The organism is Halorussus ruber (assembly GCF_004765785.1).
Classification (GTDB): Archaea; Halobacteriota; Halobacteria; order Halobacteriales; family Haladaptataceae; genus Halorussus; species Halorussus ruber.
In genome coordinates this window covers 195374-221014 of record NZ_SBIT01000010.1, presented here as the reverse complement: position 1 = coordinate 221014, position 25641 = coordinate 195374, and the positions used below count along the sequence as shown (strand labels likewise).

Sequence of the window (25641 nt, the reverse complement as noted above, 5' to 3'; positions counted from 1 at the left end):
ATAAAATGTATTGTCAAAATACTGTTTTTCATTTCGGTTCGACGTGCATCTCGACCGCGTCCTCCGGCTGGAGCGTCAGCGCGATGTCCACCTCGGGCAGCGACTCGTAGGCCGGTTCGAAGCGGAACCGCTGGGCGAGCATCGAGATGGCGATTTTCATCTCCATCATGGCGAAGCGCATGCCGATGCAGTGGCGCGGGCCGCCGCCGAACGGGAAGTGGGCGTACTCCGGAATCTCGTCGGCCAAGTCGTCGGCCCACCGCTCGGGTCGGAAGGTCTCGGGGTTATCGTAGTAGCGTTCGTCGCGGTGGATGCTCCACTGGGGCAGAGTGACCGTCACGCCCTCGGGAACGTGGTATTCGCCGAGTTGCACGTCGGTCTCGGTCTCACGAAACAGTTGCGTGATGGGCGGGAACAGTCGAAGCGCCTCCTGAATCACCTGCTCCAAGTACTCTAGCTCCGAGAAATCGCGGAAGGACGCCGGGTCGCCGCCCAGCACATCGTCGAACTCGTCGAGAAGTTTCTCCATCTTCTCGGGGTGGGTCGCCAGCAGGTGCCACGTGTAGGTCATCGCCAGCGAGGTGGTGTCGTGCCCGGCGAGCGTGAACGTCAGCAGCTCGTCGCGGATGACCTCGTCGGTGACGTGGTCGTTCTCCTCGCGGGCCTCCAGCAGGACCGACAGCAGGTCCGGACCCTCCCCGTCGTCGGCGAGTCGGCGCTCGATGAGCCGGTCGATGATGTCGTGGAGGTCCGAGAGGCTCCGGCGGTATTTGAGGTTCCGGAGCGTCGGCACCCACGGCGGGAGGAGCGTGTTGTACGACGCGCCGAACCGGAGCTGGATGTCCTCGACCGCCCGGTGAATCCGCTCTTTCATCTCGTGGTCCTCCTCGACGCCGAACAGGGTGCTGGTCAGCACCGACAGCGCGAGGTCGTTCATCACGTAGTCGAGTTCGACAGGACCGGACTGGCGCTCGATTCGGTCGCCCATTCGGTCGACCACGTCCACGATTTGCTCGCTGTACTTCTTGATGTGGTTCGGCCGGAAAGACGGTTGCAGGAGCGACCGGCGCTGTTCCCACGTCTCGCCGTCCACGACGAAGACGCCCTCCGCGGCGTGGCCGAAGTTGTCCCTGATGAACTGTCCCTTGCCGAACTTCTCGTTTTTCTCGACCAGCACCTGCTTGGCGAGTTCGGGATTTGCGACCACGAGCGCAGGCGAGTTCATCAGCGAGAACGAAACCACGTCCCCCAGCGGTTCGCAGTTCTCGTAGAAAGACAGCCCCTCGTTGAAGAACTGGTGGGCATTCCCGAGTACCGGAATCCCCTCCCGTTTCGGTATCTCCTCGTAGGAGCGTGCGGTTGCCATGGCTACACGGTCTCGTCGGTTTGTGAAGAGTGTTATGTTTAGAAAAATATCTCCGAAACAAACGTTCTCGCGGGAATTTTCTCACTCTCGCCACGACCGCTCGGCCGACCAGCCGAGCATCCTCTCGGCCTTGCTGGCGTCGAGGAGGCTCTCGGTCCCCTCGAAGGACTCACCCCGGACCTCGGCGTCGTAGAGCGCCGCCAACTCCTCGCTCGGCGCGTCTACGGTCGTATCCGGCGCAGAGCCGAAAAAGACCTCGTGGCCCGAGAAATCAGCTTCCAGCGCCCGGACCGCCAGCGCCGCGGCGTCGTCCAGATGCAGGTAGGCGAACAGCGTCTTTCTGGCCTTCTCGAAGAACCCGGCCTCGCGGACCGCCTCGGGCGAGCGGTCGGCCTCGGCGAAGACCGTCCGCAACTCCTCGTCGCTCGTGACGAGGGGGAACCGGAGCGAAGCAATCGTCGTCGGCGGACCTCCTCGCCGACCGAACCCGTCGGCGACGACTTCCGAGACCTGCTTGCCGAGACCGTAGGGGTTCGAGGGCGTCAGCGGGTGGGCCTCGTCCACGGGAAGGTACTCGACCGTCACCTCGTCCTCGAAGCCAGCGCCCATCGCCGAGAGGCTAGACGCGAGTACCACCGTCTCGATTTCGAGGGCCCCGGCCGCCTCCAACACGTGATACGGCGTCTCGGCGTTGCTCCGGAAGGTGACGTGACCGGGCGTCCGGTCGGGCCGAGGTATCGTCCCGAAGTGGGCCACGGCGTCCGGGTCGGCCTTCGCCAGCGACCCGTAGACCTCGCCGGGGTCGAGTAAGTCGGTCCGGAGGTACTGGTCGGCGGTTTGCTCCCGGCGCGCTCCTCTGCTCAGGTTGGCGGTGCGATAGCCTCGCTCGGCGAGCGCCGCGAGGACGGCCGACCCGATTTCGCCGTTCCCGCCGGTGACTGCCACGGTGTCCATAGAAAGAAGACCGAATGGGCGACCGAAAAACTACGGGTCGAACGAGATGAACCCGTCGGCCTGCGCGGCGAACGTCGCGGCCTCCTCGCCGAACGAGTCGGCGTACCGGACCAGCAAGGTGATGACCGTCTCGGGCCGCTCGACGGCGTAGCCGTCTTCGCGGTCCAGCAGGCCCGCCTCCTCCAAATCGGCGGCGTACTTGCTCACGGTCGGTCTCGATACGTCCAGTGCGTCGGCGAGGTCGCTACCGGTCGCGTCTGGGTCGCGCAGCAACTCGATGAGCATCCCGCGGGGCGTCTCCCGGCGGAGATAGCCGAGGGCGATTTGCTCGAACGGGGCGAACTGTTCGGCCGGGTAGAATCGTCGGTAATCGCCGTCTCTGCGGCTCTCGACTACCTTCGAGTCGAGGAGCTGTCGGAGGTGGTGCTGTGCTTCCCCGGTTCCCAGTTTGAGGTCGTCCCGGATCTTCGAGAAGTGCGCGCCCGGCGTGGTGGCGACGTAACCCGCAATCGCGTCGCGGGCCTCGCTCTCGCCGCCGTCGTCGTCGCCGCGGAACTTCGAGAGCGGCGTCGCGGCCCCCAAGACCGCGAACCGGCGGAGGGTCGCCCGCTTATTTTCATCCACTTCGGAGCGCTCAACCATCTACATGTATAGGTCATCTTGGACACCTAAAATACCTTCGCTTGCGGGAACGTCACACGGCCGACCAGTCGCGGTTCGGCCGGAGCGGGCGTCGCGTGACCATCCGCGGCAGGGAGGGAGACACCGAATTTCAAATATTATGCACTAATTTATAAGGGATTCTCATCAGATGGGCGCGACGAAATGGTGGCATCGTGACTCCTGAAGCGAGTCGGTGACGACGCGCGAGAAAACTGGGAGGGGTCAGCAGGTCACTTTTCGAGTTCTGCATCCATCTAATTTTCTTTATCTGTATTCGGAATATCGCCTTTGGACTGTGCCACATGGTGTAGATTTTCCATCAGAATCCTACGCTTCTTTAGTCGGTGACTTTGCTTTTGATAATAGAATACAAATGAAAAAATGAATAAAAATATCAGCCCCGAATAAGGGACGTCTCCTATATACGTCTCTACATTACTGCGATACTCAATGTCGAGACGTACATACCTGAACAAGAGCGAGAGAAAAAGTGACATCAGGAATACGGTCTGGAGATACGAAAGGCCCATACAGATTCGTTTCCAACCCACCCAAGGGTCTTCGTATTTACGAGTTTTAGTGGCTTTTTTACGCAACGACCCAATCTTCTGTTTACCGTAATTGGCGACGACTACCAAGAAGAACCACGCACTGATGCTAGCTGTGTGAGAAACAGAGTACACCTCAAGAAGCCGCTGATAGTCGGTAAGGAACGTATTGTAGCCCAAGATAAATACACCAAAGAGGCCGATGATCGTAACTCCCCACAGTTTCCTAAATGCTTCAGCAATTGTAGCGTGGGATTGTATTCTATCTACACCAGACTGTAAAAGATACTCTTCTGCCCTCCGATGTGCCTCCTGAGAATACCTTCGAAGAGAAGCCTCATATCCATCCGATGAGGAATCCCGGAAAAACAGTTGGTCACAAGTATATCGGAACTCATGCCGCGTTTCTTTGGTTACGATGCCTGCACCGTACGGTTTTGGCATCTGGGGCATCCGTGCGAAGGCTCTGGAAAGAAATAAAAACGGGAAAGTAGCGACGAGAGTATCAATAAAGTACGTTCCTAGAAAGCCGAGGATTCCGAAGAACGCTGAACCGCCCAACAAGGAGAATAACGGGTTGAATTTGTCTACCGTTTTGTTCAATACTGTCAAATTGACTGCCGTCGTTGGGAGGAATAGAAACAATAGCAGTAATGCTCCAAGACCAGGAAGCACGTAGACGAAAATTCCAAACGGAGTCCAGTCTCTGAAATTACCAGGGTCTGTCAACGACTGTCCACTCATCATCAAATACCTCTAACAGTGCGAATAAAAAATTTGGTAATGAGCTAGCAGGTTCTTGGCTTACTTTTCGAGTTCGGCGTCCATCTCGGCCTGCACGTCCTCCAGATCGGGGTCCTCCTCGTCCATCTCCTCGATGACCTCGTCTGCGCTCTTGATGTTCGCGGGGTCCTCGCCCTCCTTGATGGCTTGGGCCTCCTTCTCCATGGCCTCGACGTCCATCTCGGCTTCCTCGTCTATCTGGCCGAGAATCTCCTCGATGTCGTCCAGTCCGAGGAGTTCGCGGGTCTCCTCGTCGAAGTCGAGGCTGTCGAGTTGGTCGCCGTCTTCCTTCACGTCGCTGCCGGTGAGGTGCTTGCCGTAGCGACCCACCAGCGACGAGAGTTCCTGCGGGAGGACGAAGGTCGTGGACTCGCCCTGCCCGATGGATTCCAGCGTCTCCATGCCCTTCTCGATGACGGCGCGCTCGCCCATCGACTCGGCGGACTTGGCGCGGAGGACCGTCGAGACCGCGTCACCCTGCGCTTCGAGAATCTGGCTCTGCTTCTCACCCTGCGCGCGGATGATGTTCGACTGCTTGTCACCTTCGGCCGTCTCGATGGCGCTCCGGCGCTCACCCTGCGCTTCCAGAATCATCGCACGGCGCTTCCGTTCCGCGGAGGTCTGTTGCTCCATCGCCTGCTGGACGTCCTTGCTCGGGTTGACCTCGCGGACCTCGACGCTCTCGACGCGAATCCCCCACTCGTCGGTGGGTTCGTCCAGTTCGCGCCGGATTTTGGCGTTGATTTCTTGGCGCTTGTTCAGCGTGTCGTCCAGTTCCATGTCGCCCAGCACGGCCCGGAGGGTGGTCTGGGCGAGGTTCGAGACGGCCCGCTTGTAGTCCTCGACTTCGAGGAAGGCCTTCTTGGCGTCCATGACCTTGATGTAGACCACGGCGTCGGCCGTCACCGGCGAGTTGTCGCGGGTGATGGCCTCCTGCCGGGGCACGTCGAGGGTCTGGGTACGCATGTCGAATCGGTGGGTCGCGCTCACGAACGGCGGCACGAAGTTGATACCGGGTTCGAGCAGTTTCCGGTACTCGCCGAACACCGTCAGCGCGCGCTTCTCTGTCGCGTCAACGATCTCGACGGACTGCCAGATGGTGATGACCGCCAGCGCCAGAATCAGTAGCGCGACGACCGTGAAACCGCCGACCGGGGCGGCCTGTAGTGGAACCAACATACTCGGAGTGTTAGCAAGAAGACGTGTTAAGCCTTCCCCTCACCGTCGTTGAAAATACGACGAAATTTTGCCAATCGCCCCGAGAGGACCGCTGGCGCTCAGATTTCCTCCTCGAACTCGGGGTCGCGGGTCGCCTCGGGGTCGCTAGTCGTCTCCTCGTGTTGGTCTTTCGCCAGTTCGCGGTCGATGGGGTCCTCGATTGCTTCCAAGGCCTCGACGGTGACGACGTTGCCGCCGCCGGGGTCCACGACCATGACCTCGGTTCCTTCTGGAATCTCGTCGCGGACGCTCCGCGCGGCGTAGTAGGGATTGAAGCCTCCTTCGTGGAGTTTTATCTGTCCGTCCTCGGGCGTGACGCGCTCGGTCACTCGGCCGGTCTGTCCCTTGAGCGAGTCGGAGTCGCGGGTTCGTGCGACTCCTTTTCCGCCGTAGAGGTCGAGTTCCCGGTAGGCGTACAGCGAGGCCGCGCCGAAGCCCAACACCAGCGCGGCCAACACGAGCGGCGACGCCAGCGGCCCGAGGAGAATACCGACCACGCCAGCCAGCGCGAGCGCGACGCCGAGGACGATGAAGTGCGCGCCCGGTATCAGCGCCTCGGCGATGGCGAGGCCGATGCCAGCGACGAGGAGCAACAGCGGGAGCGAGTCCAACAGCGGTGCCATAGCAACTGCTTGGGAGTCCGACCGGTTAACGTTTTGCAGTCTGCGAGAGAGAACGGGGTCGGCGTGGCGCACCAACCACAGGTTTCGGCCAGTGGGCCAACCGACAGGTTTCGACCGGCCGACCAAGTGCGGCCCTGGAGGACTGAAAGGGCGAGCGGGGTTCGCGTTTACGTGGTCGTCTCAGCGACCCCTATCCGCAGGCGGTCTGCGGAGCGAAGCGACGCAGACCTCGGAAGTCACAGCCCGCGCAGGCCGTAGGCCGAGCAGGAATGCCTTCCGGCGAACGAAGTGAGCCGAGGAATATGTCGCTGAGCGGCCGTCACGCGAGCGAAGTCTTGCCGAGCGAAGCGAGGCAACGGCTCGGAAGACGCGGTTTGTCTTCCGGTGCGAGTGTGACCTCGGAAGTCCCAGTCCGCGCAGGAGCGTAGTCGTTCGAAAATCGGAGATTTTCGTGATCACGAGAGAGCTTCGCTCTCTCGGACGACGACGAGCACAACCGTCTTCCGGCGGCGAACCGCGCGAGGGCTTTCGAGGACATTGCTGTCTCGTCTACTCCTGCGGTTCCGAGTGCGAGGGCTTTCGAGACGACAATCCCGACTGCTTCTGTGAGTCTCCTCGCTGAAGGTAGCCAATCCTTTTGACGGTGGGACGCATACTCGGGAGCATGTCGGACTGGAAGTACGACACCGACGAAGTGGGCGAGGACGGCTACGAACCCGAGGAGCGCGAGGAACTCGAACCCCTGACACCGGGGTCGCCGACGCTCGAAAACGCCGCCTTCGTCGTCCTCGGCGTCGCCACCATGCTGTTCGTCTTCGGCCGCGTGATTCTCCTCGCGGCATAGCGGCTTTGAGGAATATTTTTATCTCTTTCAGATAGTTAATTCTGTTTTTAAGACGTGTCTTTGTTTCTTTCTTGTGGATAGAGTAGTTCTGAAGCCGCAATCCGGTCGTCCTGAGTTGGGGCAGGCTCGGCAGCGACCGTAGTCGTGAATGGTTCCTGAAGCCCCCGCCCGCTCGCGGTCGCTCCTCGACATATCCGCTCCTCCCCGCACCGCACGTCGCGGATAGGGGTCGAGGAGCGACTAAAATGAACGCGACCGGGCGGCCCCTTCATCCACCCCTGTCGGTTGGTTCACCGAGCGTTTGCCGGCGGTTGCTCCACCGAGCGCGTCCTCGTGGTTTGTTCCACCGAGCGCACGCCCCGGCGGTTGCTCCGCCGGGTGCGAGCGACCGCAGAAAACGAACGACAGAACCTCGATTACGGTCGGTCGGCGTGGGTCACGTCGCCGTCGTAGACGACACCGCGCTCGGCGTCCAGCGTCACCACGTCGCCGTCTCGAATGGCTGGGTTCAGCGGCGCGCCGCTGACCATCGGAATGTCGAGTTCGCGGGCGACCATCGCCGGATAGCCCGTCATCCCCGGCCGGGCGTCCACGATGCCGACGAGTTTGGCGGCGTCACCGTTGAACTCGCCGTCGAACTCGGGGTCGATGGCGAGAATCGAGCCGTCCGCCACGTCCGAGAGGTCCCCGTCGTCGGTTCTGGCGACCGGCGCGGCGACTCGGCCGCGGACGACGCTCCGGCCCGTCGCAATCGTCTCGGCCGCGACGTGGACCTTGAGCATGTTGGTCGTGCTGGTGCCCTCCAGTTCCGACATCATGCCCGAGACCACGACCACGGTGTCGCCGCTGTCGGCCACGCCCGCGTCGAGGGCGGCCTGCACCGAGTCGTCGATGATGGTGTCGATGCCCTCCGCGACCGGCGTGTACTGGGCGTTGACGCCCCACGAGAGCGCGAGCTGGCGGCGGACGTGGTCGTTCGGCGTGGTAGCGACGACCGGGACCTGCGGCCGGAACTTCGAGATTTTCAGCGCGGTGTAACCGGTTTCGGACGCCGCGACGATTGCCGACGCGCCGATGTCCCGCGCGAGATACCGGGCCGACCGCGCGAGGGCGTCGGTCCGGGCGTCGTCGGCCGCCGGGACGCGCTGTTCGCGTATCTCCTCGTACTCGTCACTCTCTTCGACCTCGCGGACGATGCGGTCCATCGTCTCCACGACGCGCACCGGGTCGTCACCGATTGCGGTCTCGCCCGACAGCATCACGGCGTCGGTGCCGTCCAGCACCGCGTTCGCCACGTCCGAGGCCTCCGCGCGGGTCGGCCGCCGGGCGTGGACCATCGAGTCGAGCATCTCGGTCGCCGTAATCACCGGGACGCCCGCGTTCTGACAGCGGTGGATGATTCGCTTCTGAATCATCGGCACGTCTTCCAGCGGGCACTCGACGCCTAAATCGCCGCGAGCGACCATCACCCCGTAGGCCGCCTCCACGATTTCGTCCAAGTTATCGACCGCACCCCGGCGCTCGATTTTGGCGACGATAGGGATGTCCGCGCCCAACTCCTCCAGCACCTCGCTGACCTCAAGCACGTCGGCGGCGCTCCGGACGAAACTCGCGGCCACGAAGTCGGCCTCCTTCTCGGCGGCGAGTTCGAGGTCCCGGCGGTCCTTCTCGGTCACCACGTCGAGGTCCAAATCCACGCCGGGGATGTTGACCCCCTTCCGACTGCTCAGCTCGCCGCCGCTAACGACGTGCGCGGTGACGACGCTGTCCTCGCCGCTTCCCTCGACCTCCTCGACGGTCGTCTCGATGCGCCCGTCGTCCAAGAGGATGGTATCGCCGGGTTCGACGTTACCGATGGCGTAACTCAGGCCGACCTCCTCGGGCGTGGCGGTGTCGCCCTTGACGAACCGAACCGTCGAGTCGGTTTCGAGGTGAATCGACTCGTCGGTCTCGGCGGTCCGGATTTCGGGGCCTTGGAGGTCCACCATCACCGCGAGGGGGTCGGCGGTGGTCTCGTCCACGTCTCGGACGTGGTCGATGAGTTCGGCGCGGTCCTCTCGGGTCCCGTGGCTGGCGTTGAGCCGGGCGACAGTCATCCCGGCGTCTGCCAACTCGCGGATGGTACGTCGGGACTCGGAGGCCGGTCCCAGCGTACAGACGATTTTGGCGTTTCTCATACCGGCGGGTACGCCCGTCCGGGCCAAAAACCCCCGGTGATTGGCCCGAAATTCACTCGGCCACGAGTTGTTCAAGTGGCCGCAATCCCCTTATTGCATCGCTCCCGAATAGAATTTATTCCGACCGAGGAGTTGGCGCAGGTCGTGGACGACCTCTGATTACGCCTGCTGTTCTTCGACCGAGAGTGCGAATCCCCAGTCGAACTCCCGCTCTTCCGCGCCGAAGACGTGATACGTCGTATCGAAGCGGAACGTTCCAGTCGGAAGGCACTCGTTCAGTGAGACGCCCGATTCACCCCAGACGGCGAGGTCTATCGTGGCCGTCCCCTTCGGCGGAATCTCCGCGATTCGGAGTTCCATCGAGCGCGATTGACCGAACACCGGTCGCCAGCACCCTGGCGTCCGGAGGGGCGACGCCTCACGGTCGAGGAGCAGGAGTCCGGGTTCGGTGCTGGTCAGTGTCGAAAAAAGCTCCCGATTTCCATCGGAAATCTTTCGGGCCTCGTCTCGTTCGTTCTCGACGGTAATCCGGATGATAGCGGTGTGGTCGTTCGTTATCTCCGGTTCGCGGACGGTCGCGTCCACGTTGAATCCATACTCTTCGGGGACCTCGTCCACCGACTCTATGGCGACGTTTTTTTCTTTCATATTCGAACTGTGGACCGCGAATCCAGTGGTGCCTGTTACCCCGACACCAGCCGCGACGAGTAGCGTTCTCCGTTTCATGACGGACAGTTAACTAGATGTCCACATAATACACCCGAAAGCTAAAAAGGCTGTTTTATCAACGTGAGCGTGTTCGGCGAGGGATTATCCGCTGAACGTCGCACCGCCAAACGAGATATCTCGCTTGTTGTGCATGGCGAACGCCGCCGAACCCCACGTGTCGTCACCAGTAATCGACTTGCTGTGCGTGTTGATGTTCAGCATGTAGAGTTCGTCCGAACTGTTGGATTTGGAGATTTTGTGGTACGAGGGCCCGCCAGAGTCACCGGACTCGATGTGTGCAGTATGGCGAACGGCGTTTCCGACGTAGTTGCCGTTATTACAGTAGATGGTACCTGTACCGACGACTTCTCCCTGCTCCTTACACGACGAACGTCCTCGCTTACGAACTGTATCGTTACTCGAAGCCAGGTAATCAACTCCCTCTGCTGTGACGCGACCGGCGACGTACCCCGTTTCGTCAACGATGCTGTTATCGAAGACGCGGTTGCCGTCCGTACTCTTGTCGAGTAGGGTACAGTCGTGGTTCTGATATCCGTAGACGACCTTCCCGACCTCGTCACCTCCCTGGGACCATTTGGTTCCGGTTATGTCCGATCCGTCACAGTTCCCTTTGTCGTTGTCCACGAACACGTGGCGACAGCCCATCATGAACTTCTGTCCGCCCTTGTATACGCGACAGGTGAGTGTCGCCGCACCAGATGGACTCGTATGACCGTTGCCGCCCTTTATCGGCTCCTGATAGCCGGTGTAGCAAGCACGGTCGAATCCAGGAATCTCTTCAGTCAGCACCGGAATCCCGTTGACTTCGCTCGCAACTGGGAGCGAGCCTTCGGCCTCGTCGAACGAAACTCGAATTCCGAACTTCCGTAGCCCGTCGATTCGTTCGTCTAACGTCTCAGTGCTTATCCCGAGCACATTGGGTGATGCACCGAGGTTCTGCCGAAGCCGATTCAAGGCCTGTTTCGCCTGAGTCTTGTGGTCGTACCACTGTTTGCTGACTCGCTGTGTCCTTGCGACCGTGTTGCGACTTTTGTGTGTGACGATTTTGACGTCGTCGCCCCCAGCGCGTACTCCCTGAAGTCCGTGTTGGATGGCAAGAACCCCCGTTCCAGAGGCTCCGACCGCCCGAAGAACCTCACGTCGCGTGCTTTTCGCACCTTCTTCTGCACCTTTTTCTTGTTGGTTTTCTACCATAATGGAAGAAAAGAAGGCAGACATATGTATTCTTTTCTAAGTATTTCTCATATATTAATATATAAATAATCATTATGGTAAAATAACTTCAGATGCCGATAAAAAGAGCTTCCAGTTCGTGTCTCTGCTATCGCACCTTTGTCCCCGGCACGCTGTCCTCGTGAGTCGTCAGCAGGTCGGCCTCTTCGCCGGCCGCCAGCACCATGCCGTTGGACTCGACGCCGAACAGTTCGGCCTGTTCGAGGTTCGCCACGACGACGACCTTCGTCCCCGGAAGCGCGTCGAGGTCGTGGAGTTGCTTGATGCCCGCGACGATTTGGCGGGTCTCGGTGCCGATGTCCACTTCGAGGCGCGCGAGGTCGTCTGCGCCCTCGATGGGTTCGGCGACCTCGATTTCGCCGACGCGGATGTCGAGGTCTTGGAAGTCTTCGAAGCTGATGCGGTCCTCCTTGACGGGTTGGATGTCTTCACTCATGGTGTCGTCTTCGCTCTCCTCGGTCGCGTCTTCGCCGCTGTCGTCCGTAGCCGCTTCGATTCGCTCCTGTAGCTTCTCGTTGAGTTGTTCGACGCGCTCGTCCTCGATTTTGTCGAAGAGTTCGTCGGGTTCGCCGAACTCGCCCGGCGGCGACTGGAGGCAGGCGTCGAGATTCGCGTCGTGGACCGACCCCTCCTCGCCCAACTGCTCCCAGAGGGTCTGGGCCTTGCCGGGCAGGATGGGCGCGGAGAGGACGGCGACGGCCTTCGCAATCTGGACGCAGTCGTAGATGACCTGTTCTGCGCGCGTGGGACCTCGCGGCTCATCGCCGCTCGGTGATTCCGAGTCGCTACGCGACTCGCCGTCGTCGCCGGTCAGGTTCCACGGTTCGTTGCGCTGGATGTACTCGTTGCCGAAGCCAGCGAGCGCGACTGCGGCGTCGCCAGCCTGCTTGAGCGAGTAGTCGTTGACCGCTTCCTCGAAGTCCGCGACCGCGTCTTCGATGCGCGAGGCGACCTCCTCGGAGGTGTCGGCGTCGGGCGCGCCGTCGTAGTTCCGGGCCGCGAACAGCAGGCTCCGGTAGGCGAAGTTGCCGAGCGTGCCGACCAACTCGCCGTTGACGCGCTCTTGGAACTTCTCCCACGAGAAGTCCACGTCCTGCTGGAAGCCGCCGGTCGTGGTCAGGTAGTAGCGCACGAGGTCGGGGTCCAAGCCCTCGTCGAGGTAGTCGTCGGCCCAGACCGCGCGGTTGCGACTGGTCGAGAACGCCTGCCCGTCGAGGTTGACGAAGCCGCTGGCCATGACCGCGCGGGGTTCGTTGTAGCCCGCGCCCCGGAGCATCGAGGGCCAGAAGACGGTGTGGTGCTGGATGATGTCCCGACCGATGACGTGGACGATGTCGCCCGTGTCGGCGTCGTCCCACGTCTCGTCGTCGGCCGCCTCGGGGGCGTCGGCCTCGGGTGCGCCCGCCTTCCAGACCTCCTCCCAGTCGTACTCGTCTGCACCGACGCGCTCGGTGTACTGCTTGGTCGAGGAGACGTACTCGATAGGGGCGTCCACCCAGACGTAGAGAACGAGGTCCTCTTTGCCTTCACCCGGATAGTCGATACCCCAGTCCATGTCGCGGGTGATACAGAGGTCCTGCAGTTCGCCCTCGATCCACTCTTTTGGCTGGTTGCGGGCGTTGCTGGTGCCTTCGAGGCGGTCGATGAACCCCTTCAGGTACTCCTGAAAGTCCGAGAGTCGCAGGAACTTGTGTTCTCGCGTGCGGTACTCGGCGGGGTTGCCCGTGATGGTGCTGACCGGGTCCTCGATTTCGCCGGGTTCGAGGTGGCGCTGACAGCCCTCGTCGCACTCGTCGCCGCGGGCTTTGGCACCGCAGTAGGGGCAGGTCCCCTCGACGTAGCGGTCGGGCAGGGGCGTGTCGGCCTCGGGGTCCCACGCCACCTGAATCTCCTTCTCGAAGACGTGGTCGTTCTCGACCCACGACCGGACGAACGATTGGGTGAGTTCGGTGTTGGTCTCGTCGTGGGTGTGGCCGTAGTTGTCGAACTCGACGTTGAACCGCGGGAAGGTCTCGGCGTACTTCTCGTGGTGTTCCAGCGCGAACTCCTCGGGGGAGACGCCCCGCTTCTCGGCGTTGACCGCGACCGGGGTCCCGTGCATGTCGGACCCGGAGACGAACGCGGTCTCCTGACCTAACTTCTCCAGTGCGCGAGCGTAGGCGTCGCCGCTGATGTACGTCCGGAGGTGGCCGATGTGGAGGTCGCCGTTGGCGTAGGGCAACCCACAGGTCACCACCGCCGGATTCTCCGTCGGGAAGTCGTCGTGGCTCATACTATCCAATCCTCCGTGGCGGGTGTAAAACCCGCCGATTTCCGTGTTCGGGCATGCTGTCGTCTGTCGTTCGTCGTCGGTTTCGAGCGGTCGGCTTGCGATTCGACCGAGCGGCCGGGTTTCACCACCCAAAAACACCGCGCGCCACGGTCCGGGCGACTCCTCCCGACGCTACGCGTTGCTCGGCATGCGCATACGCATAGCGCGAGGGCGTGTCCTCGACTGCGCGGGGGTTCGGACCGTGAGTAGCACGATTTCGGATTGGGCGTCTCGATATTTAAACGTTGGTTCGGGGTGTTGCGGGGTGGCAGAGACGGTTGGCAGCGAGAGGTTAGTCGGGAGATAAGAAGTAAGAACAATTGTTTAAGCACTTCTTTTGATTGTTTAGGAATTGTAGAAGTACTCTCTGCGGTCGCGGTCGGCGCGCGTGGCGCGGCGCTCTCGCGCCGCGCCTTGCGCGCGAGGGACGAGTGACTGAGCGAAGCGAAGGAGCGAGGAGGCTGGGGAGGACGAGGCGCGGTGCGGTGCGGTCGCGGTGACGCCTGTGTTCAAGCCTGAAGCCAGTTTCTCTGTTTCGTGCTGTCCACGGTCCTGTACCGGTACAATCGCCTTACTCCAGCGATAGCCCTCTTCACCACGACTACTATCCCAGACCCACAAATTCGACGCGACAAGTACACTTTTCCACGCGCCACACGCACTCCGAGACATGAATTTCGAGGAGTTCGTCCTCACGGCGAGCCTCACCGACCTCGACGCCGAACCCGAGGCCCGAGAACACGCCGACGCGGTCGAGTTCCGGATGGACCTCGCCGACGACCCGCTCGCCCAACTCCGCGACTACGACGGACAACTGCCCGTCCTCGCCACTAACCGGGCAGAGTGGGAGGGCGGCGAGGCCGAGGAGGACGACGCCCGACTCGCTCAACTCGCCGAGGCCGCCGAACTGGTCTGCGTGGAAGCGGTGGATGTCGAACTCCAGTCGCTGACCGAGGGCGACGGCGAGCGCGTCGCCGAGCGCGCTCGCCGGACCGGAACCAAAGTCGTGGCCTCGGTCCACAACTTCGAGCGCACGCCGCCGGAACCAGACCTCCGGGGTCTCCTCGAAGCCGCGACCGACCGCGCTGACGTGGGCAAACTCGCCGTGACCGCCGAGAATCGAGGCGATGTCCTCGACTTGCTGACGGTCACCCACGAGTTCGCCGAGGCCGGCGCGCGGGTGGCGACGATGGCGATGGGCGAACCGGGTCGCCACTCGCGGGCGGTCGCGCCGCTCTACGGGTCGAGAATCGGCTACGCGCCGGTCGATCCAGCGGACGCGACCGCGCCGGGCCAGTACGACCTCGCCACGTTGGCGCGACTCGTGGACGACCTGCGCTGAGGGAAGCGGGACGACACCGGCGAAAGGTACAGCGAATGGCGCGGCGAGAGACGCGCCACGACCCCCAGATACCGCCCGGGACTTCAAATAAAACGCCTACATTGACGGTCAGCGACGGCGTTCGGGGACAGCATTTATTAACGTCGGCCGGTTACCCGCGACTAGTGACTCATACGAAAACCGAGAAGCGTCCGTGGTTGGGCGCTGTGTTGTCCTTCTTCCTGCCCGGTCTCGGGCACGTCTACATCAAGGAGTGGCTTCGCTCGGCGATGTGGTTCGCGTTCGCGGTCGCCGCCGTCTTGCTGTTCGTCCCGCTCCCCGAAACCGGGAGCGCCACGAGCATGTCCGGGGCCTTCGACGCCGCCATGGAGGCCACGCAGGGCCTCCCGCTGGAGGCGCTCGTGCCCATCTGGATGGTCCGGTTGTTCAGCGCCATCGACGCCTACTGGCTGGCGCTCCAGCGCGCTCCCGCCGAGGAGGAGGCGGGCGAGCAGTGTCCGGCCTGCGGCAAGCCCGTGGACGAGGACCTCGACTTCTGTCAGTGGTGTACGACGCCCCTCCCCGAGCGCGAGGGTCCCAACGGCCCGACCGAGGGCAACGCGGTCTCGCGGTAACGCTCGGGTTCCGTACCGCGGTTACTTCTCGATGATGCTCTCTTCGACGGCTTCGCCAAAGTGTCGAGCGCCGCCCTCGTGGTAGACTCGGATCTCGTCGCCGACTTCGAGGTCCGTAATCGCCTTCCGGCCCTCGCTGGTGGCGATTTTGATGGTTTCGGCGTTCTGGAGGAGCGTCTCGACTCTGTCGCCGTCCGAGAACTCGGCTTCGACCCGGAACATCGGGCGCTTCTCGATTTTGATCCGGCCGACCGTGGCCTCGCGGGTGTGGCCGTCGGTGTCCACGACCTGCACCTCGTCGCCCGACTTGAGTTCCGAGAGGTACTTCGTGCCGCCGTCCGGCGTCCGGACGTAGGCGTGGACCGCGCCAGCGTTCACCCGGAAGGGCCGCGAGGCGACGTAGGGCGACTCGGCGGTCTCGGCGTGGACGAAGAACAGGCCCCGCGACATCGACCCCACCAGCATCCCCTCGTCGTGGTCCATCAGACTGCCAGTATCGACGCAGACGCGGTCGGCGCTCCCGGTGCGCTCGACGGCTGTGACCTCCGCCCAGTCGAGGTCGAGGGTCTCGCGCTCGGCGGCCTCGCGGACCTCGACGGTCTTGCGAATCTCGTCGGGGTCGTCGGTGTCCAGCAAGACCGCATCGCTCCCGATTTCAAGCGTCTCGAAGGCCGTCTCGGCCTCCTCGGCCGACGTGACGCCCGCGATTAGCTCGGTCTCCTCGCCGATGCGCGCGATGAGGTTTTCGAGGGGGATGATGGTCCAGTCCTCGCCGACGACGATGGTGTAGTCGGCCTCTTGGGCCGCCGCCTCGGCGAACTCCTCGTAGCCCTCGTTGAAGATGCGGACGTAGGCCCCGTCGGCCCGGTCGTCGTCGCGCCGGAGCGTCGAGAGGTCAGCAGAGCCGGAGAAGTCGGCGGGCAAATCGACGGTCCCGTCGCCCTCGCCGTCTTTGCCCACGACGTAGGCGTCTGGTTCGGCCTGCGGCTCGGCCTCGTCGATTACTTTGGCGTCCCCGTCGGTGAACGCCGCGACGTTCACGTCGCCGAGTTCCCGAACTTGACCCACGTCGGCGGCGTCTACCAGCACCCAATCGACCCCTGCTTCGAGTCCCGCCGTGATTCGCTTCCGGCGGGCGTCCCAGTCGCCGACCGCGTCGTCGGCCTTGAGCCAGACAGAGCGTGTCATGTTCGGACGCTTGCGGCCGGAGGGCTTGAACGTGGCGGATGCGGCGATTACATGAATCCCATTCTTATTTTGGAAGATTCATTCTTATTTCCAAAATACGACGATTTCCCACCATCCAGTACCCTTCTCATAATCTTCCCGAGTAAGCGATGGTTCTTCTTCCGACAGAGAATTTAATACTTCTTGTTCATAATGTTTCTCCCATTCGTTGAAATACCTATATTTATCACCCCACTTTTCTTCACCTTCTCCATCCGCTATTAGAGAATCCGAGTCTTGCTCAATAGTGGAATCTAAATCAACTCTCCAGCGTTGTCCATCGGGGAGTCGTTCACCAAGCCGCTTTCGTTCTTCTCCCCTCCCGTAGTCAATTATAGGGATAGTCATCATTATTAGAAACGTAAATAAAAGGGCATAGATCAAAAAGAGTAGTATTTGACCAAAGCTCATCATCTTATTTGAAAATCCAGACGCTATAATAACATTCTTGAGATAGAGTGTAAGACTGGCGATTCCCAGAAAAATAAACAGTCCAATATATCCAATTGCCTTTGAGGCATGATGAACATGACCTACGAAAGTAACCTCGCCTGCTCGTAGCCAGTTTTCCCATGATAAACAAGCTTTACCAATTTCCGCATTTATTTTGTTCTCTAAAAGCTCAAGATAATCTCCGATTCTCATCATGCGACTTTGCTCGGCCACCCACAGAGCAGTAGAAATAATAATCACAGGAGGAAGGACCACTCCTGCAAGTGTCATGAGTAAACCATTTGAAGAACCATCCGCTGACCCTACTAAAGGTGTCACTTCCATCGCATACACTAGTGCGATGACCACGGCTTCGCTTAAGATAATTCTATTCTGAAACTGTATAGACTGGTTTATTTCAGACCTAAGCTCACTATATAAGGTTAGCATCGCGTCAAGCTGTTCTCCTTTTCCGCCCCCCGCTTTCAGTTGACATTTTCTATCCCCCTCCTAAGTATGGACCCCGACACATAATATAAATATTCTAACTATTATGGTAGGGGAGCCGCGGAATATTATAACAATTATTAGTTAAATATCAGGGATGCTATAAAAGTCTTCAGAGAAACGGTATTCATTCCTACAAGATAAACCCAACGCTAATCGAGGTATTAAGCGGTCGTCGTGTTTTGTGTTTTTATCGTTGTTGTTCCTGCCACTGTCGTAGTCGTCTCGTTCGGCGGAATTGCCGCGCCGACCCACGCGGGGCGAGTCACCGAGACGTTGCCGACCTCGGTCAACTCGAACTCGTAGCGAATCCGGTTCTCCTCGGCGTTCGCGTAGGCCGCGGTCAGCGAGAGCGAGCGGACTCGGCCCACCGAATCCACGACGATGGTCGCGTTCAGGTCGGTGAAGTTGGTAGCGTTGGCGGCCTCGGTCGCCCGGAGGACTGCGACTCGGTTCCCGTCCCGGCGCTCGACTTCGGCGAGGTCGTACTCGCCGACGCTCAGCGCGAATTCGAGGAGCCACGACTGGGTGACCTGCGAGTCGAGGTCCGCCCGCGGGAGGTGGGACCACGTCTCGTCGGCCAGATTCCCGCCGGTCCGGTTGTAGTGGCGGAGTTCGGTCCGGTTCGCCCGGCGGTACTGGGCGACCACGGAAGTGTCGTTGGCCCAGAGGTCGGTCCCGACGCGGGTCGTCCCGTTGTCGACCTGACGGAGGCTCTCGGACTGGACCATCAGCGGCGACAGGCCCTCCTCGACCGACCCGCGCTGGGAGGTCCACTGGCTGGCGGGACCGGCCGAGACGTTCGCCCGGAACTGGAAGGCGAAGCTGGTGCTGTTGAGCGCCTGCTGGTGGGCCGCGACCATCTCCTCGGCGTCCTCGACGCCCGTCCGGTTCACGCCGGGCGGAAGCGACTCCGTGGTGTTGTTCGTTGGTCCAGTCGTCGCGTTGGCCTGCGGCGGGGCAGGCGAGGAGGCAGTCGTGGTGTTCGTAGCGTTCTGCGATACCGTCGTCTGAGTCTCGGTCGTCGAAGTGGTCGTCGCCGACGGCCCGAAGGCGCTTCCGGTGCAACCCGACAGGAGGAGGAGGGCGGCGACGACGAGCGCGGCTCTGCGCGGCTCCATTGTCTCTGTGTTCCGCCCGCGTCGCTCATAAACCGAGTGTATAGTGCCACGACGTTTTTCGGATTAGCACCTGCTTATACGACCTAACCGGCGCTTACTCCGCGGGGTCCGCAAAAGAATCCGTCGTCGGGAGCGGCCTCAGCGCACCGAATCGAGGACGAGTTGCTGCTCGACGCGCTTGACTTCGTGCTGAACGTCACGGACTGCGTCGATGTTGGCCGAGATGGAACTGATGCCCTCGTTGACGAGATGCTGGACCATCTTCGGCTTCGACCCGGCCTGTCCGCAGATGGAGGTGTCCACGTCGTGTTCGCGGCAGGTCTCGATGGTCTGGCTGATGAGTTGCAGGACCGAGGGGTGGAGTTCGTCGAACCGGTCGGCGACGTTCTCGTTGTTCCGGTCCACCGCCAGCGTGTACTGGGTCAGGTCGTTGGTGCCGAAGGAGGCGAAGTCGATGCCCTGCTCGGCCATCTGTTCGACGCCGAGCGCGGAGGCTGGCGTCTCTATCATCACGCCCCACGTGCGCTTCTCGGGGTCGATGCCCGACTCCTCCAGCAGGTTGCGGGCCTTGAGGACGTCCTCGGCGTCGTTGACCAGCGGGAACATGATTTCGACGTTGTCGTAGCCCATCTCGTAGAGGCGGGCGAACGCTTCGAGTTCGTGCTTGAACACGTCGGGGCGGTCCAAACTACGGCGGATGCCCCGGTAGCCCAACATCGGGTTGTGCTCGTCGGGTTCGTCCTCGCCGCCCTGCAGTTGGCGGAACTCGTCGGTGGGCGCGTCGAGGGTCCGGACCCGAACCGGTCGGGGGTAGAACTCGTCGGCGACCCCGCGGACGCCCTCCACGATTTCGTTGACGTAGGCGTCGACGCCGTGGTCTTCGAGGTACTTGGCGGGCGTCTTGTTGGTCGAGAGAATCATGTGTTCCATCCGGAGGAGGCCCACGCCGTCAGCGCCGGTCGCGGCGGCGCGCTCGGCGGCCTCGGGGATGGAGACGTTGACCTTGACCTCGGTCGCGGTCATGGGCTTGACCGGGGTCTTCGGGCGGGCCTCCTCGATGGGTTCGCGCTCCTCGGTGGTCTCCTTGCGACCCTCCGTGACGGTGCCCTTGTCGCCGTCGATGGTGATTCGCTGGTCGTCTGTCAGGGTCCGGGTGGCGTCGGTCGAGCCGACGACCGCCGGGACGCCGAGTTCTCGGGAGACGATGGCGGCGTGACTGGTCATCCCGCCCTCGTCGGTGACGATGCCCGCGGCGCGCTTCATCGCGGGCACCATGTCGGGCGTGGTCATCTCGGTCACGATGATGTCGCCCTCGCTGACCTTGTCGAGCTGGTCGAGCTGGTTGACGATACGGACCGCGCCCGAGGCGATGCCGGGACTCGCGCCGAGTCCGGAGACGAGTACGTCGTTGTTCCCTCCGGCCCCGGCGTCGCTCCCGCCGCTGGCGGCCTCGACGCCGCCGCTCCCGTCGGCGATGCCCTCGGACTCCGCGCCCGCGTCGGCGTCGGTCTCGATTTGGGCGTCGCCGTCGTCGATGGTCGTGATGGGACGCGACTGGAGCATGAAGACCTCGCCGTCCACGATGGCCCACTCGACGTCTTGGGGCGTCTCGTAGTGGTCCTCGACGCGCTCGCCCAACTCTACGAGGCGCTCGATGTCGCGCTCGTCCAGCACTTGGGCCTCGCGCAGGTCCTCGGGGACCTCGCGCTCGACGGTCTCGCCGGTCTCCTCGTCTTTCTCCATCTTCGTCTTCTTGTCGGCGATGGTGACCTCGTCCACCGCCCCGGTCTCGCGGTCCACGACGTAGTTGTCGGGCGAGACCGACCCGGAGACGACCGCCTCGCCGAGTCCCCACGCGGCCTCGATGATGATTCGCGGGTCACCAGTCGAGGGGTGACTGGTGAACATCACGCCGGACTTCTCGGCGTCGACCATGCGCTGGACGACGACCGCGATGTCCACCTTGTCGTGAGCGAAGCCCTTCTCCTGTCGGTAGTAGATAGCGCGCTGGGTGAACAGCGAGGCCCAGCATCGCTTCACGCGGTCCACGAGGTCCTCGCGCGTGACGTTCAGGAAGGTCTCCTGTTGGCCCGCGAAGGAAGCGTCGGGCAGGTCCTCGGCGGTGGCGGACGACCGGACCGCCACGAAGTCCTCGCCGTCGCCGAGGTCGTCGTAGGAGTCGTAAATCTCCTGTCGAATTTCTGCGGGCATCTCGGTTTCCAACACGAGTTCCTTGGCCCGCGACTGGGCCTCGGCGAGCGCCGCGGAGTCCTCGGTATCTACGTCCACGGCCTCGAACAGTTCCTCCTCGATGCCGGTCTCCTCGATGAACGAGCGGTAGGTGCCGGCCGAAACCACGAACCCCGACGGAACCGGCAGGCCAGCGCCCGTGAGTTCCCCCAGCGACGCGCCTTTCCCGCCGACCAGTTCGAGGTCGTCCGCGGTGATTTCGTCCAGCCAGAGTACAGCCATTGGTGCATGTGGGAGAACAAGAAGGCGAATAAAGAATGTTCCGACCGGCCCGTAAAACGAATCTTAACTCGAAACCGGATTTAGTTTCCAGAATCGAAAATATTGCCGGAGAAGGGGTCTATCGTGTCGGATTTCGAATGTGACTGACCGCCGGAGGCGCTCGACTCGGCGATGTTCGCTTGACTCGGCGGCGTTTCTCTCGACTTCCGGAGCGGATTCACTCTGTCCCACCGAACCGCGCGCCCTTTCTGAACGCCAGCCGACACGAAAACGGGTGAGTTTATGTTCCGGCGTTCGTGGAACTCACGCATGGACGCGAGACGTTCGCTTCGATGGGCAGTCTACTACGTTGTCCTCGCCGGGGTCGCCACGCTCCTCGGCGGCGCGCTGGTCGGTGGCGGCGTCGTGTTGGGCATCGCAGAGGCGTACAGTCAGTTAGAGAGCGGCGCGGCGCTGTCGGCCGCGCTGGAGACGGCCGCACCCGGCCTCGTGCTGGTGTTGCTGGGCATCGTGGTCTGGGTCGTCGGCACCGTCACCGCCTTCGTGCGAGTGTTCACGGCGGCTGTCGAGGAGCAGATGCGCGACCGCTTCGACAGCGAGAAAGTCAAAAGCGAGATTCTCTCGGTGCTGGACGACCGCCTCGCGGACGTGGAGCGGGACGTTTCGGAGACCCGTCGGCAAGTCTCGGAACTCAAGCGCGAGGAGACCGCCGACGAGTTCCAGTTCGGCGAGCAGACGTAGCGGGCGGGTTTCGGGCGTGGTTCGGAGAGGTAATTCGGATTGGAGTCGTTGGACTTTCGACTGGTTGAGCAACGGAGAATGTGACTCTAACCTGCGGGAAGACAGGTACCGCAAACCGCACAGCACCGCAAACCGCAGAAATCGGGATGCTAGCTTCAGGCTTGAGCCGAGGCGGTACCGCGACTGCACCGCGACCGCACCTCGTCCTCCCCAACCGATTGCGGTCCTCGGCCTCCGGCCTGCGGTCCTCATCCCTCGCACGCCGATGGCGCGGCATAAAGCCGCGCCAGCGTGCGCCGACCGCAGAGAAATGAATGGTGTTCCTAAGCAATTGTTTTCATTTCCTAAAAGTAAATATACAATTCTGAAGCGATGAACAGTCAGGCTTCGATGATGTCGTCGTCCTCGTCGGCCTCCGGAACTCGCAACTCACCATCGAGCGCGGTGGCGGCCTGCCCGCCGACGCGGACCTCGTCGCCGACTCGCACGCGGACGTAGCCCGGTCGGTCCACGAAGTGGCCCTGCTCGAAGACCATCTCCTCGGGCACGCCCTCGTCGTCGAAGGCCTCGAACTCCCGGAGGTAGGCCCCCGTCGCGCCGCTGGCGGTGCCGGTCACGGGGTCCTCGGGGACGCCCGCGGCGGGCGCGAACATCCGACCGTGGAGCGTCGAATCGACGCCGAGCGCGTCGAAGCTGAAGGCGTAGATGCCGGTCGCATCGACCTCCTCGCTGATGGCCTCGATTGCGCCGAAGTCGGGGTCCATCGCCGAGACGTGTTCGAGGAAGTTGACGGGGACCACGAGGAAGGGCAGGCCGGTCGAGGAGACCGCCAGCGGGAGGTCAGCGCCCACGTCCTCCAGGGCGGCGTGGTCGATACCGAGCGCGTCGGCGACTCGCTCGTAGTCGAGTTCCACCTCCCGAATCTCGGGCGAATCCTGCGTCATCCAAATCGCCCCGTCCTCCTCGACCTCGATTTCGAGGACCCCGACGTTGGTTTCGAGGCTGTGCGTGCCGGGGGAGATGACGCCCTCCTCCAGCAGGTGGGCGTGGGAGGCGATGGTAGCGTGCCCGCAGAGGTCCACCTCGGTCGTCGGCGTGAAGTACCGGACTCGACGGTCGGCCTCGTCGCTCTCGCGGAAGAAGGCCGTCTCGCTGACCGCCAACTCGTTGGCGATGGCCTGCATCTGGTCGTCGGTGAGTCCGTCGGCCTCGGGAACCACTCCGGCCGCGTTCCCGGCGAACGGTTCGTCGGCGAAGGCGTCTACCTGAAGGGTGCGCAACGTCTCCATACTCGTCCCGACGAACGCGCGACTCTTAGAACTAAGTGGTCGGACCGCAGACCGGCACGAGACAAGGGTTCGCACTCGCTGAGACCCACCTGTAAACCGTTAAGTGTGCAGGGCGTCGAATCCCGAGGTGGTATGAGCGAACTCCCCGACGAGTTCAAGTGTACGATTACGAACTGGGAGTACATCTACGGTCTCTGTCGTGACGTCAGCGACGAGGTCAAGCGCGACTCCTTCGAACCGGACGTGATAGTCGCGCTGGCCCGCGGCGGGTGGTTCGCCGGGCGCTGTATCTGTGACTTCCTCGGACTGGACGACCTGACGAGCCTCAAGATGGAACACTACGTCGGGACCGCCGAGAAGTCCGACGAACCCGAGGTCCGGTACCCGATGCCGGAGGGGAGCGTCGAGGGCAAGGACGTACTCATCATTGACGACATCGCCGACACCGGGGGTTCCATCGAACGCGCCTACGAGTACGTCACCGACCGGGACGCGGGCGAGGTCCGGACCGCCACGCTCCAACTCCTCCAGACCAGCGAGTTCGAACCCGACTACATCGGCGAAGCCCTCGACGAGTGGGCGTGGATCGTCTACCCGTGGAACTTCATCGAGGACATGATAGATATCGTCAGCGGCGTGATGGACAAGGCCGAGGGCGAGCAGTTCACCACCGAGGAGATTCGCCACCTCCTGAGCGAGTTCCACGACGTAGAGCGCATCGAGATGGAAATCGCCCAACCCGACCGCATGGACGAAGTTCTGAACGAGATGGTCCGTCGGGGAGTCCTCGAAGACGAGGGCGAGGCGTGGCGACTGGTCGAGAACGACGACGGCGTGCAGGCCTGAACACTCCCTCTCGCTTCCGTTCTCTCTCTCGACTCGCGCCCCGAGGTTCAAATACGAGGACGTGACGAACTCGGTGCGAGTGAGTATGCGCGGGATTCCCGAGTGGGTCGAGCAGGTGGTCGATGGATTGAGCAGTGGAAAAGACTGGTTGGTTCGGGAGTTACGGTCGCTTCCGATGGTCGTTCGCGCCGGGGGTTGACTGACGTTTCAGGGGATTCTGTTCAAGATACAGCCACACATCTGGCACGGATTGACCGAATTGGCGGGAACCGTCTGGAAGGTAGCGGACTTGGAGAGACAGACGCAACTCTTGCTGGTCGTTCTGTGTTTGCTCTCGGGCCTGACTGCGTTCGTGGTACCTAAACTTAATAGTCTGCACAATATAGTCGAAAGCATGGAGCCGAGCGGTCGGGGGACTGAAAGCACGGTCGCCGACGGCGGTACACCAGCGAAGCCCAGAGACGAAGACGAACTCTCGCCGTCCGGTGCTGGCGCGATTTCCGGCGCTATCGCTGGCGGTGCGTTGGGCCTCGCGTGGGGTCCCGCCGGAGTAATCGGCCTCGCAGTGTTGGGGGCGATGGTCGGCGACGAGTGGGAACAGCGCGTGCTGGAAGCGTGAGCGACCGAACGGTTCCGAAAGGATAGCCGTTTAGTAGCCACCGCCACGACTGTAGGCCATGACGATTGGCTTCATCGGGGGAAGTGGCATCTACGAGGCCCTACCCCTCGAAAACACCCGCGAGGAGAACGTCTCGACGCCCTTCGGCGAACCGTCCGCGCCCGTCACCATCGGCGAGTTGGCTGGCGAGGAGGTCGCCTTCCTGCCGCGCCACGGCCCGGACCACCAGCACACGCCGACCAACGCGCCGTACAAGGCCAACATCCACGCGCTGAAGCAGGTCGGCGTCGAGCGCGTGCTGTCGAGCAACGCGGTCGGAAGCCTGCGCGAGGACCTCCCGCCCCAGACGTTGCTGGTGCCAGACCAGATTTTCGACCGGACGAAACACCGCGACTCGACGTTCTTCGGCGACGGAATCGTGGTTCACATGCCCTTCGCGGACCCCTACTGTCCGCACATGGTCGAGCATCTCTCCGAGTCGTGCGAGACCGCGACCGACGCCGACGCCGAGCAGGGCGGCACCTACGTCTGCATCGAAGGCCCGCAGTACTCGACCCGCGCCGAGAGCGAGTTCTATCGCTCGCAGGGCTGGGACGTCATCGGCATGACGACGATTCCGGAGGCCAAACTCGCCCGCGAGGCCGAGATGTGCTACGCCACCGTGACGGGCGTCACCGACTACGACGTCTGGAAGGAGGACAGCGAGGTCACCTTGCAGGAGGTGCTGGACAACGCCGCCGAGAACGAGGAGGCCATCAAGCAAGTCGTGGAACACGCCATCCAGAACATGCCCGACGAGCGAGAGTGTGACTGCGGGTCTGCGCTTGAGGGGACCATCAACACGCCGACCGAGGCGATTCCCGAGGAGACGCGGGAGCGCGTCGATGCGTTCGTCGGCGAGTATCTGAAGTAGAATACTGGGTTCGTCGTTTCGGTCGAACGCTATTCTGACGTTTGATTCGACTCGCCGGGAAACGCCGGA

The 25641-nt window shown here is 62.2% G+C and carries 22 protein-coding genes; 7 read left to right on the top strand and 15 right to left on the bottom strand.

The window, feature by feature from the left end; all coding sequences use genetic code 11:
- Window positions 1-28: 28 nt before the first annotated feature.
- The 6 genes from EPL01_RS17340 to EPL01_RS17315 form a co-directional block, all read right to left on the bottom strand.
- Window positions 29-1366: a cytochrome P450 gene (locus tag EPL01_RS17340; protein WP_135826537.1), complete on the bottom strand. Its 1338-nt coding sequence runs from the start codon at window positions 1364-1366 to the stop codon at window positions 29-31.
- A gap of 81 nt (window positions 1367-1447) precedes the next feature.
- Window positions 1448-2320, bottom strand: a complete 873-nt coding sequence (locus EPL01_RS17335; RefSeq protein ID WP_135826536.1) for an NAD-dependent epimerase/dehydratase family protein — start codon at window positions 2318-2320, stop codon at window positions 1448-1450.
- Window positions 2321-2350: 30 nt separating this feature from the next.
- Window positions 2351-2962, bottom strand: a complete 612-nt coding sequence (locus EPL01_RS17330; protein WP_135826535.1) for a winged helix-turn-helix transcriptional regulator — start codon at window positions 2960-2962, stop codon at window positions 2351-2353.
- 275 nt (window positions 2963-3237) lie between these two features.
- On the bottom strand, window positions 3238-4275 hold the full coding sequence (locus tag EPL01_RS17325) for a hypothetical protein (protein ID WP_135826534.1): 1038 nt from the start codon (window positions 4273-4275) through the stop codon (window positions 3238-3240).
- 60 nt (window positions 4276-4335) lie between these two features.
- A complete protein-coding gene (locus tag EPL01_RS17320; protein ID WP_135826533.1) occupies window positions 4336-5493 on the bottom strand; it encodes an SPFH domain-containing protein in 1158 nt (385 codons plus the stop codon).
- A gap of 98 nt (window positions 5494-5591) precedes the next feature.
- Complete coding sequence (locus EPL01_RS17315; protein ID WP_135826532.1) at window positions 5592-6155, bottom strand: NfeD family protein; 564 nt, start codon at window positions 6153-6155, stop codon at window positions 5592-5594.
- Window positions 6156-6819: 664 nt separating this feature from the next.
- Between EPL01_RS17315 and EPL01_RS17310 the strand changes: the two genes are divergently transcribed.
- Window positions 6820-6999 (top strand): DUF7312 domain-containing protein, encoded by a 180-nt coding sequence (locus EPL01_RS17310; protein WP_135826531.1) that lies wholly within the window; start codon window positions 6820-6822, stop codon window positions 6997-6999.
- A 416-nt stretch (window positions 7000-7415) separates the two neighbouring features.
- On the opposite strand, the gene pyk is transcribed toward EPL01_RS17310, so the two are convergent.
- The 4 genes from pyk to metG all read right to left on the bottom strand — a co-directional run bounded on the left by pyk (window position 7416) and on the right by metG (window position 13410).
- Window positions 7416-9176 carry a pyruvate kinase gene (gene pyk / locus EPL01_RS17305; protein WP_135826530.1) on the bottom strand — a complete coding sequence of 587 codons (1761 nt, stop codon included), beginning with the start codon at window positions 9174-9176 and terminating at the stop codon, window positions 7416-7418.
- A gap of 159 nt (window positions 9177-9335) precedes the next feature.
- Window positions 9336-9824 (bottom strand): hypothetical protein, encoded by a 489-nt coding sequence (locus EPL01_RS17300; RefSeq protein WP_135826529.1) that lies wholly within the window; start codon window positions 9822-9824, stop codon window positions 9336-9338.
- 162 nt (window positions 9825-9986) lie between these two features.
- The gene (locus tag EPL01_RS17295) at window positions 9987-11099 is read right to left on the bottom strand and encodes a hypothetical protein (protein WP_135826528.1); all 1113 of its coding nucleotides are present in this window, start codon (window positions 11097-11099) and stop codon (window positions 9987-9989) included.
- 127 nt (window positions 11100-11226) lie between these two features.
- Window positions 11227-13410, bottom strand: coding sequence for a methionine--tRNA ligase (gene metG, locus EPL01_RS17290; protein ID WP_135826527.1), 2184 nt, complete (start codon window positions 13408-13410; stop codon window positions 11227-11229).
- A gap of 709 nt (window positions 13411-14119) precedes the next feature.
- Between metG and EPL01_RS17285 the strand changes: the two genes are divergently transcribed.
- The gene (locus tag EPL01_RS17285) at window positions 14120-14791 is read left to right on the top strand and encodes a type I 3-dehydroquinate dehydratase (protein ID WP_135826526.1); all 672 of its coding nucleotides are present in this window, start codon (window positions 14120-14122) and stop codon (window positions 14789-14791) included.
- 164 nt (window positions 14792-14955) lie between these two features.
- Window positions 14956-15405, top strand: a complete 450-nt coding sequence (locus EPL01_RS17280) for a zinc ribbon domain-containing protein (RefSeq protein ID WP_135826525.1) — start codon at window positions 14956-14958, stop codon at window positions 15403-15405.
- A 21-nt stretch (window positions 15406-15426) separates the two neighbouring features.
- Here the strand turns inward: EPL01_RS17280 and EPL01_RS17275 are convergent, their stop codons facing one another.
- From EPL01_RS17275 to ppsA, 4 genes are all read right to left on the bottom strand, one after another.
- A complete protein-coding gene (locus tag EPL01_RS17275) occupies window positions 15427-16593 on the bottom strand; it encodes a 3-dehydroquinate synthase II (protein WP_135826524.1) in 1167 nt (388 codons plus the stop codon).
- An 84-nt stretch (window positions 16594-16677) separates the two neighbouring features.
- Complete coding sequence (locus EPL01_RS17270) at window positions 16678-17433, bottom strand: hypothetical protein (RefSeq protein WP_135826523.1); 756 nt, start codon at window positions 17431-17433, stop codon at window positions 16678-16680.
- Between the two features lie 302 nt (window positions 17434-17735).
- On the bottom strand, window positions 17736-18692 hold the full coding sequence (locus tag EPL01_RS17265; RefSeq protein ID WP_135826522.1) for a hypothetical protein: 957 nt from the start codon (window positions 18690-18692) through the stop codon (window positions 17736-17738).
- A gap of 138 nt (window positions 18693-18830) precedes the next feature.
- Entirely contained in the window at window positions 18831-21164 is a 2334-nt protein-coding gene (gene ppsA, locus EPL01_RS17260; protein ID WP_135826521.1) for a phosphoenolpyruvate synthase, read from the bottom strand.
- Window positions 21165-21473: 309 nt separating this feature from the next.
- Between ppsA and EPL01_RS17255 the strand changes: the two genes are divergently transcribed.
- Window positions 21474-21905 (top strand): hypothetical protein, encoded by a 432-nt coding sequence (locus EPL01_RS17255; RefSeq protein ID WP_135826520.1) that lies wholly within the window; start codon window positions 21474-21476, stop codon window positions 21903-21905.
- A gap of 380 nt (window positions 21906-22285) precedes the next feature.
- Here the strand turns inward: EPL01_RS17255 and EPL01_RS17250 are convergent, their stop codons facing one another.
- Window positions 22286-23194: a PhzF family phenazine biosynthesis protein gene (locus EPL01_RS17250; protein WP_135826519.1), complete on the bottom strand. Its 909-nt coding sequence runs from the start codon at window positions 23192-23194 to the stop codon at window positions 22286-22288.
- Window positions 23195-23326: 132 nt separating this feature from the next.
- On the opposite strand from EPL01_RS17250, the gene EPL01_RS17245 reads away from it, so the two are divergent.
- The 3 genes from EPL01_RS17245 (at window position 23327) to mtnP (ending at window position 25572) form a co-directional block, all read left to right on the top strand.
- Entirely contained in the window at window positions 23327-24040 is a 714-nt protein-coding gene (locus EPL01_RS17245; RefSeq protein WP_135826518.1) for a phosphoribosyltransferase, read from the top strand.
- Between the two features lie 394 nt (window positions 24041-24434).
- Window positions 24435-24659: a hypothetical protein gene (locus tag EPL01_RS17240; protein WP_135826517.1), complete on the top strand. Its 225-nt coding sequence runs from the start codon at window positions 24435-24437 to the stop codon at window positions 24657-24659.
- Window positions 24660-24717: 58 nt separating this feature from the next.
- A complete protein-coding gene (mtnP, locus tag EPL01_RS17235) occupies window positions 24718-25572 on the top strand; it encodes an S-methyl-5'-thioadenosine phosphorylase (protein ID WP_135826516.1) in 855 nt (284 codons plus the stop codon).
- Window positions 25573-25641 lie beyond the last annotated feature (69 nt).

Coding starts and splice junctions, on each gene's coding strand:
- EPL01_RS17340 (WP_135826537.1), bottom strand. CDS start 1,366: ATGGCAACCGCACGCTCCTACGAGGAGATACCGAAACGGGAGGGGATT.
- EPL01_RS17330 (WP_135826535.1), bottom strand. CDS start 2,962: ATGGTTGAGCGCTCCGAAGTGGATGAAAATAAGCGGGCGACCCTCCGC.
- EPL01_RS17335 (WP_135826536.1), bottom strand. CDS start 2,320: ATGGACACCGTGGCAGTCACCGGCGGGAACGGCGAAATCGGGTCGGCC.
- ppsA (WP_135826521.1), bottom strand. CDS start 21,164: ATGGCTGTACTCTGGCTGGACGAAATCACCGCGGACGACCTCGAACTG.
- metG (WP_135826527.1), bottom strand. CDS start 13,410: ATGAGCCACGACGACTTCCCGACGGAGAATCCGGCGGTGGTGACCTGT.
- EPL01_RS17250 (WP_135826519.1), bottom strand. CDS start 23,194: ATGGAGACGTTGCGCACCCTTCAGGTAGACGCCTTCGCCGACGAACCG.
- EPL01_RS17275 (WP_135826524.1), bottom strand. CDS start 16,593: ATGACACGCTCTGTCTGGCTCAAGGCCGACGACGCGGTCGGCGACTGG.
- mtnP (WP_135826516.1), top strand. CDS start 24,718: ATGACGATTGGCTTCATCGGGGGAAGTGGCATCTACGAGGCCCTACCC.
- EPL01_RS17325 (WP_135826534.1), bottom strand. CDS start 4,275: ATGAGTGGACAGTCGTTGACAGACCCTGGTAATTTCAGAGACTGGACT.
- EPL01_RS17245 (WP_135826518.1), top strand. CDS start 23,327: ATGAGCGAACTCCCCGACGAGTTCAAGTGTACGATTACGAACTGGGAG.
- EPL01_RS17315 (WP_135826532.1), bottom strand. CDS start 6,155: ATGGCACCGCTGTTGGACTCGCTCCCGCTGTTGCTCCTCGTCGCTGGC.
- EPL01_RS17310 (WP_135826531.1), top strand. CDS start 6,820: ATGTCGGACTGGAAGTACGACACCGACGAAGTGGGCGAGGACGGCTAC.
- EPL01_RS17240 (WP_135826517.1), top strand. CDS start 24,435: ATGGAGCCGAGCGGTCGGGGGACTGAAAGCACGGTCGCCGACGGCGGT.
- pyk (WP_135826530.1), bottom strand. CDS start 9,176: ATGAGAAACGCCAAAATCGTCTGTACGCTGGGACCGGCCTCCGAGTCC.
- EPL01_RS17300 (WP_135826529.1), bottom strand. CDS start 9,824: ATGAAAGAAAAAAACGTCGCCATAGAGTCGGTGGACGAGGTCCCCGAA.
- EPL01_RS17285 (WP_135826526.1), top strand. CDS start 14,120: ATGAATTTCGAGGAGTTCGTCCTCACGGCGAGCCTCACCGACCTCGAC.
- EPL01_RS17295 (WP_135826528.1), bottom strand. CDS start 11,099: ATGGTAGAAAACCAACAAGAAAAAGGTGCAGAAGAAGGTGCGAAAAGC.
- EPL01_RS17265 (WP_135826522.1), bottom strand. CDS start 18,692: ATGGAGCCGCGCAGAGCCGCGCTCGTCGTCGCCGCCCTCCTCCTCCTG.
- EPL01_RS17255 (WP_135826520.1), top strand. CDS start 21,474: ATGGACGCGAGACGTTCGCTTCGATGGGCAGTCTACTACGTTGTCCTC.
- EPL01_RS17320 (WP_135826533.1), bottom strand. CDS start 5,493: ATGTTGGTTCCACTACAGGCCGCCCCGGTCGGCGGTTTCACGGTCGTC.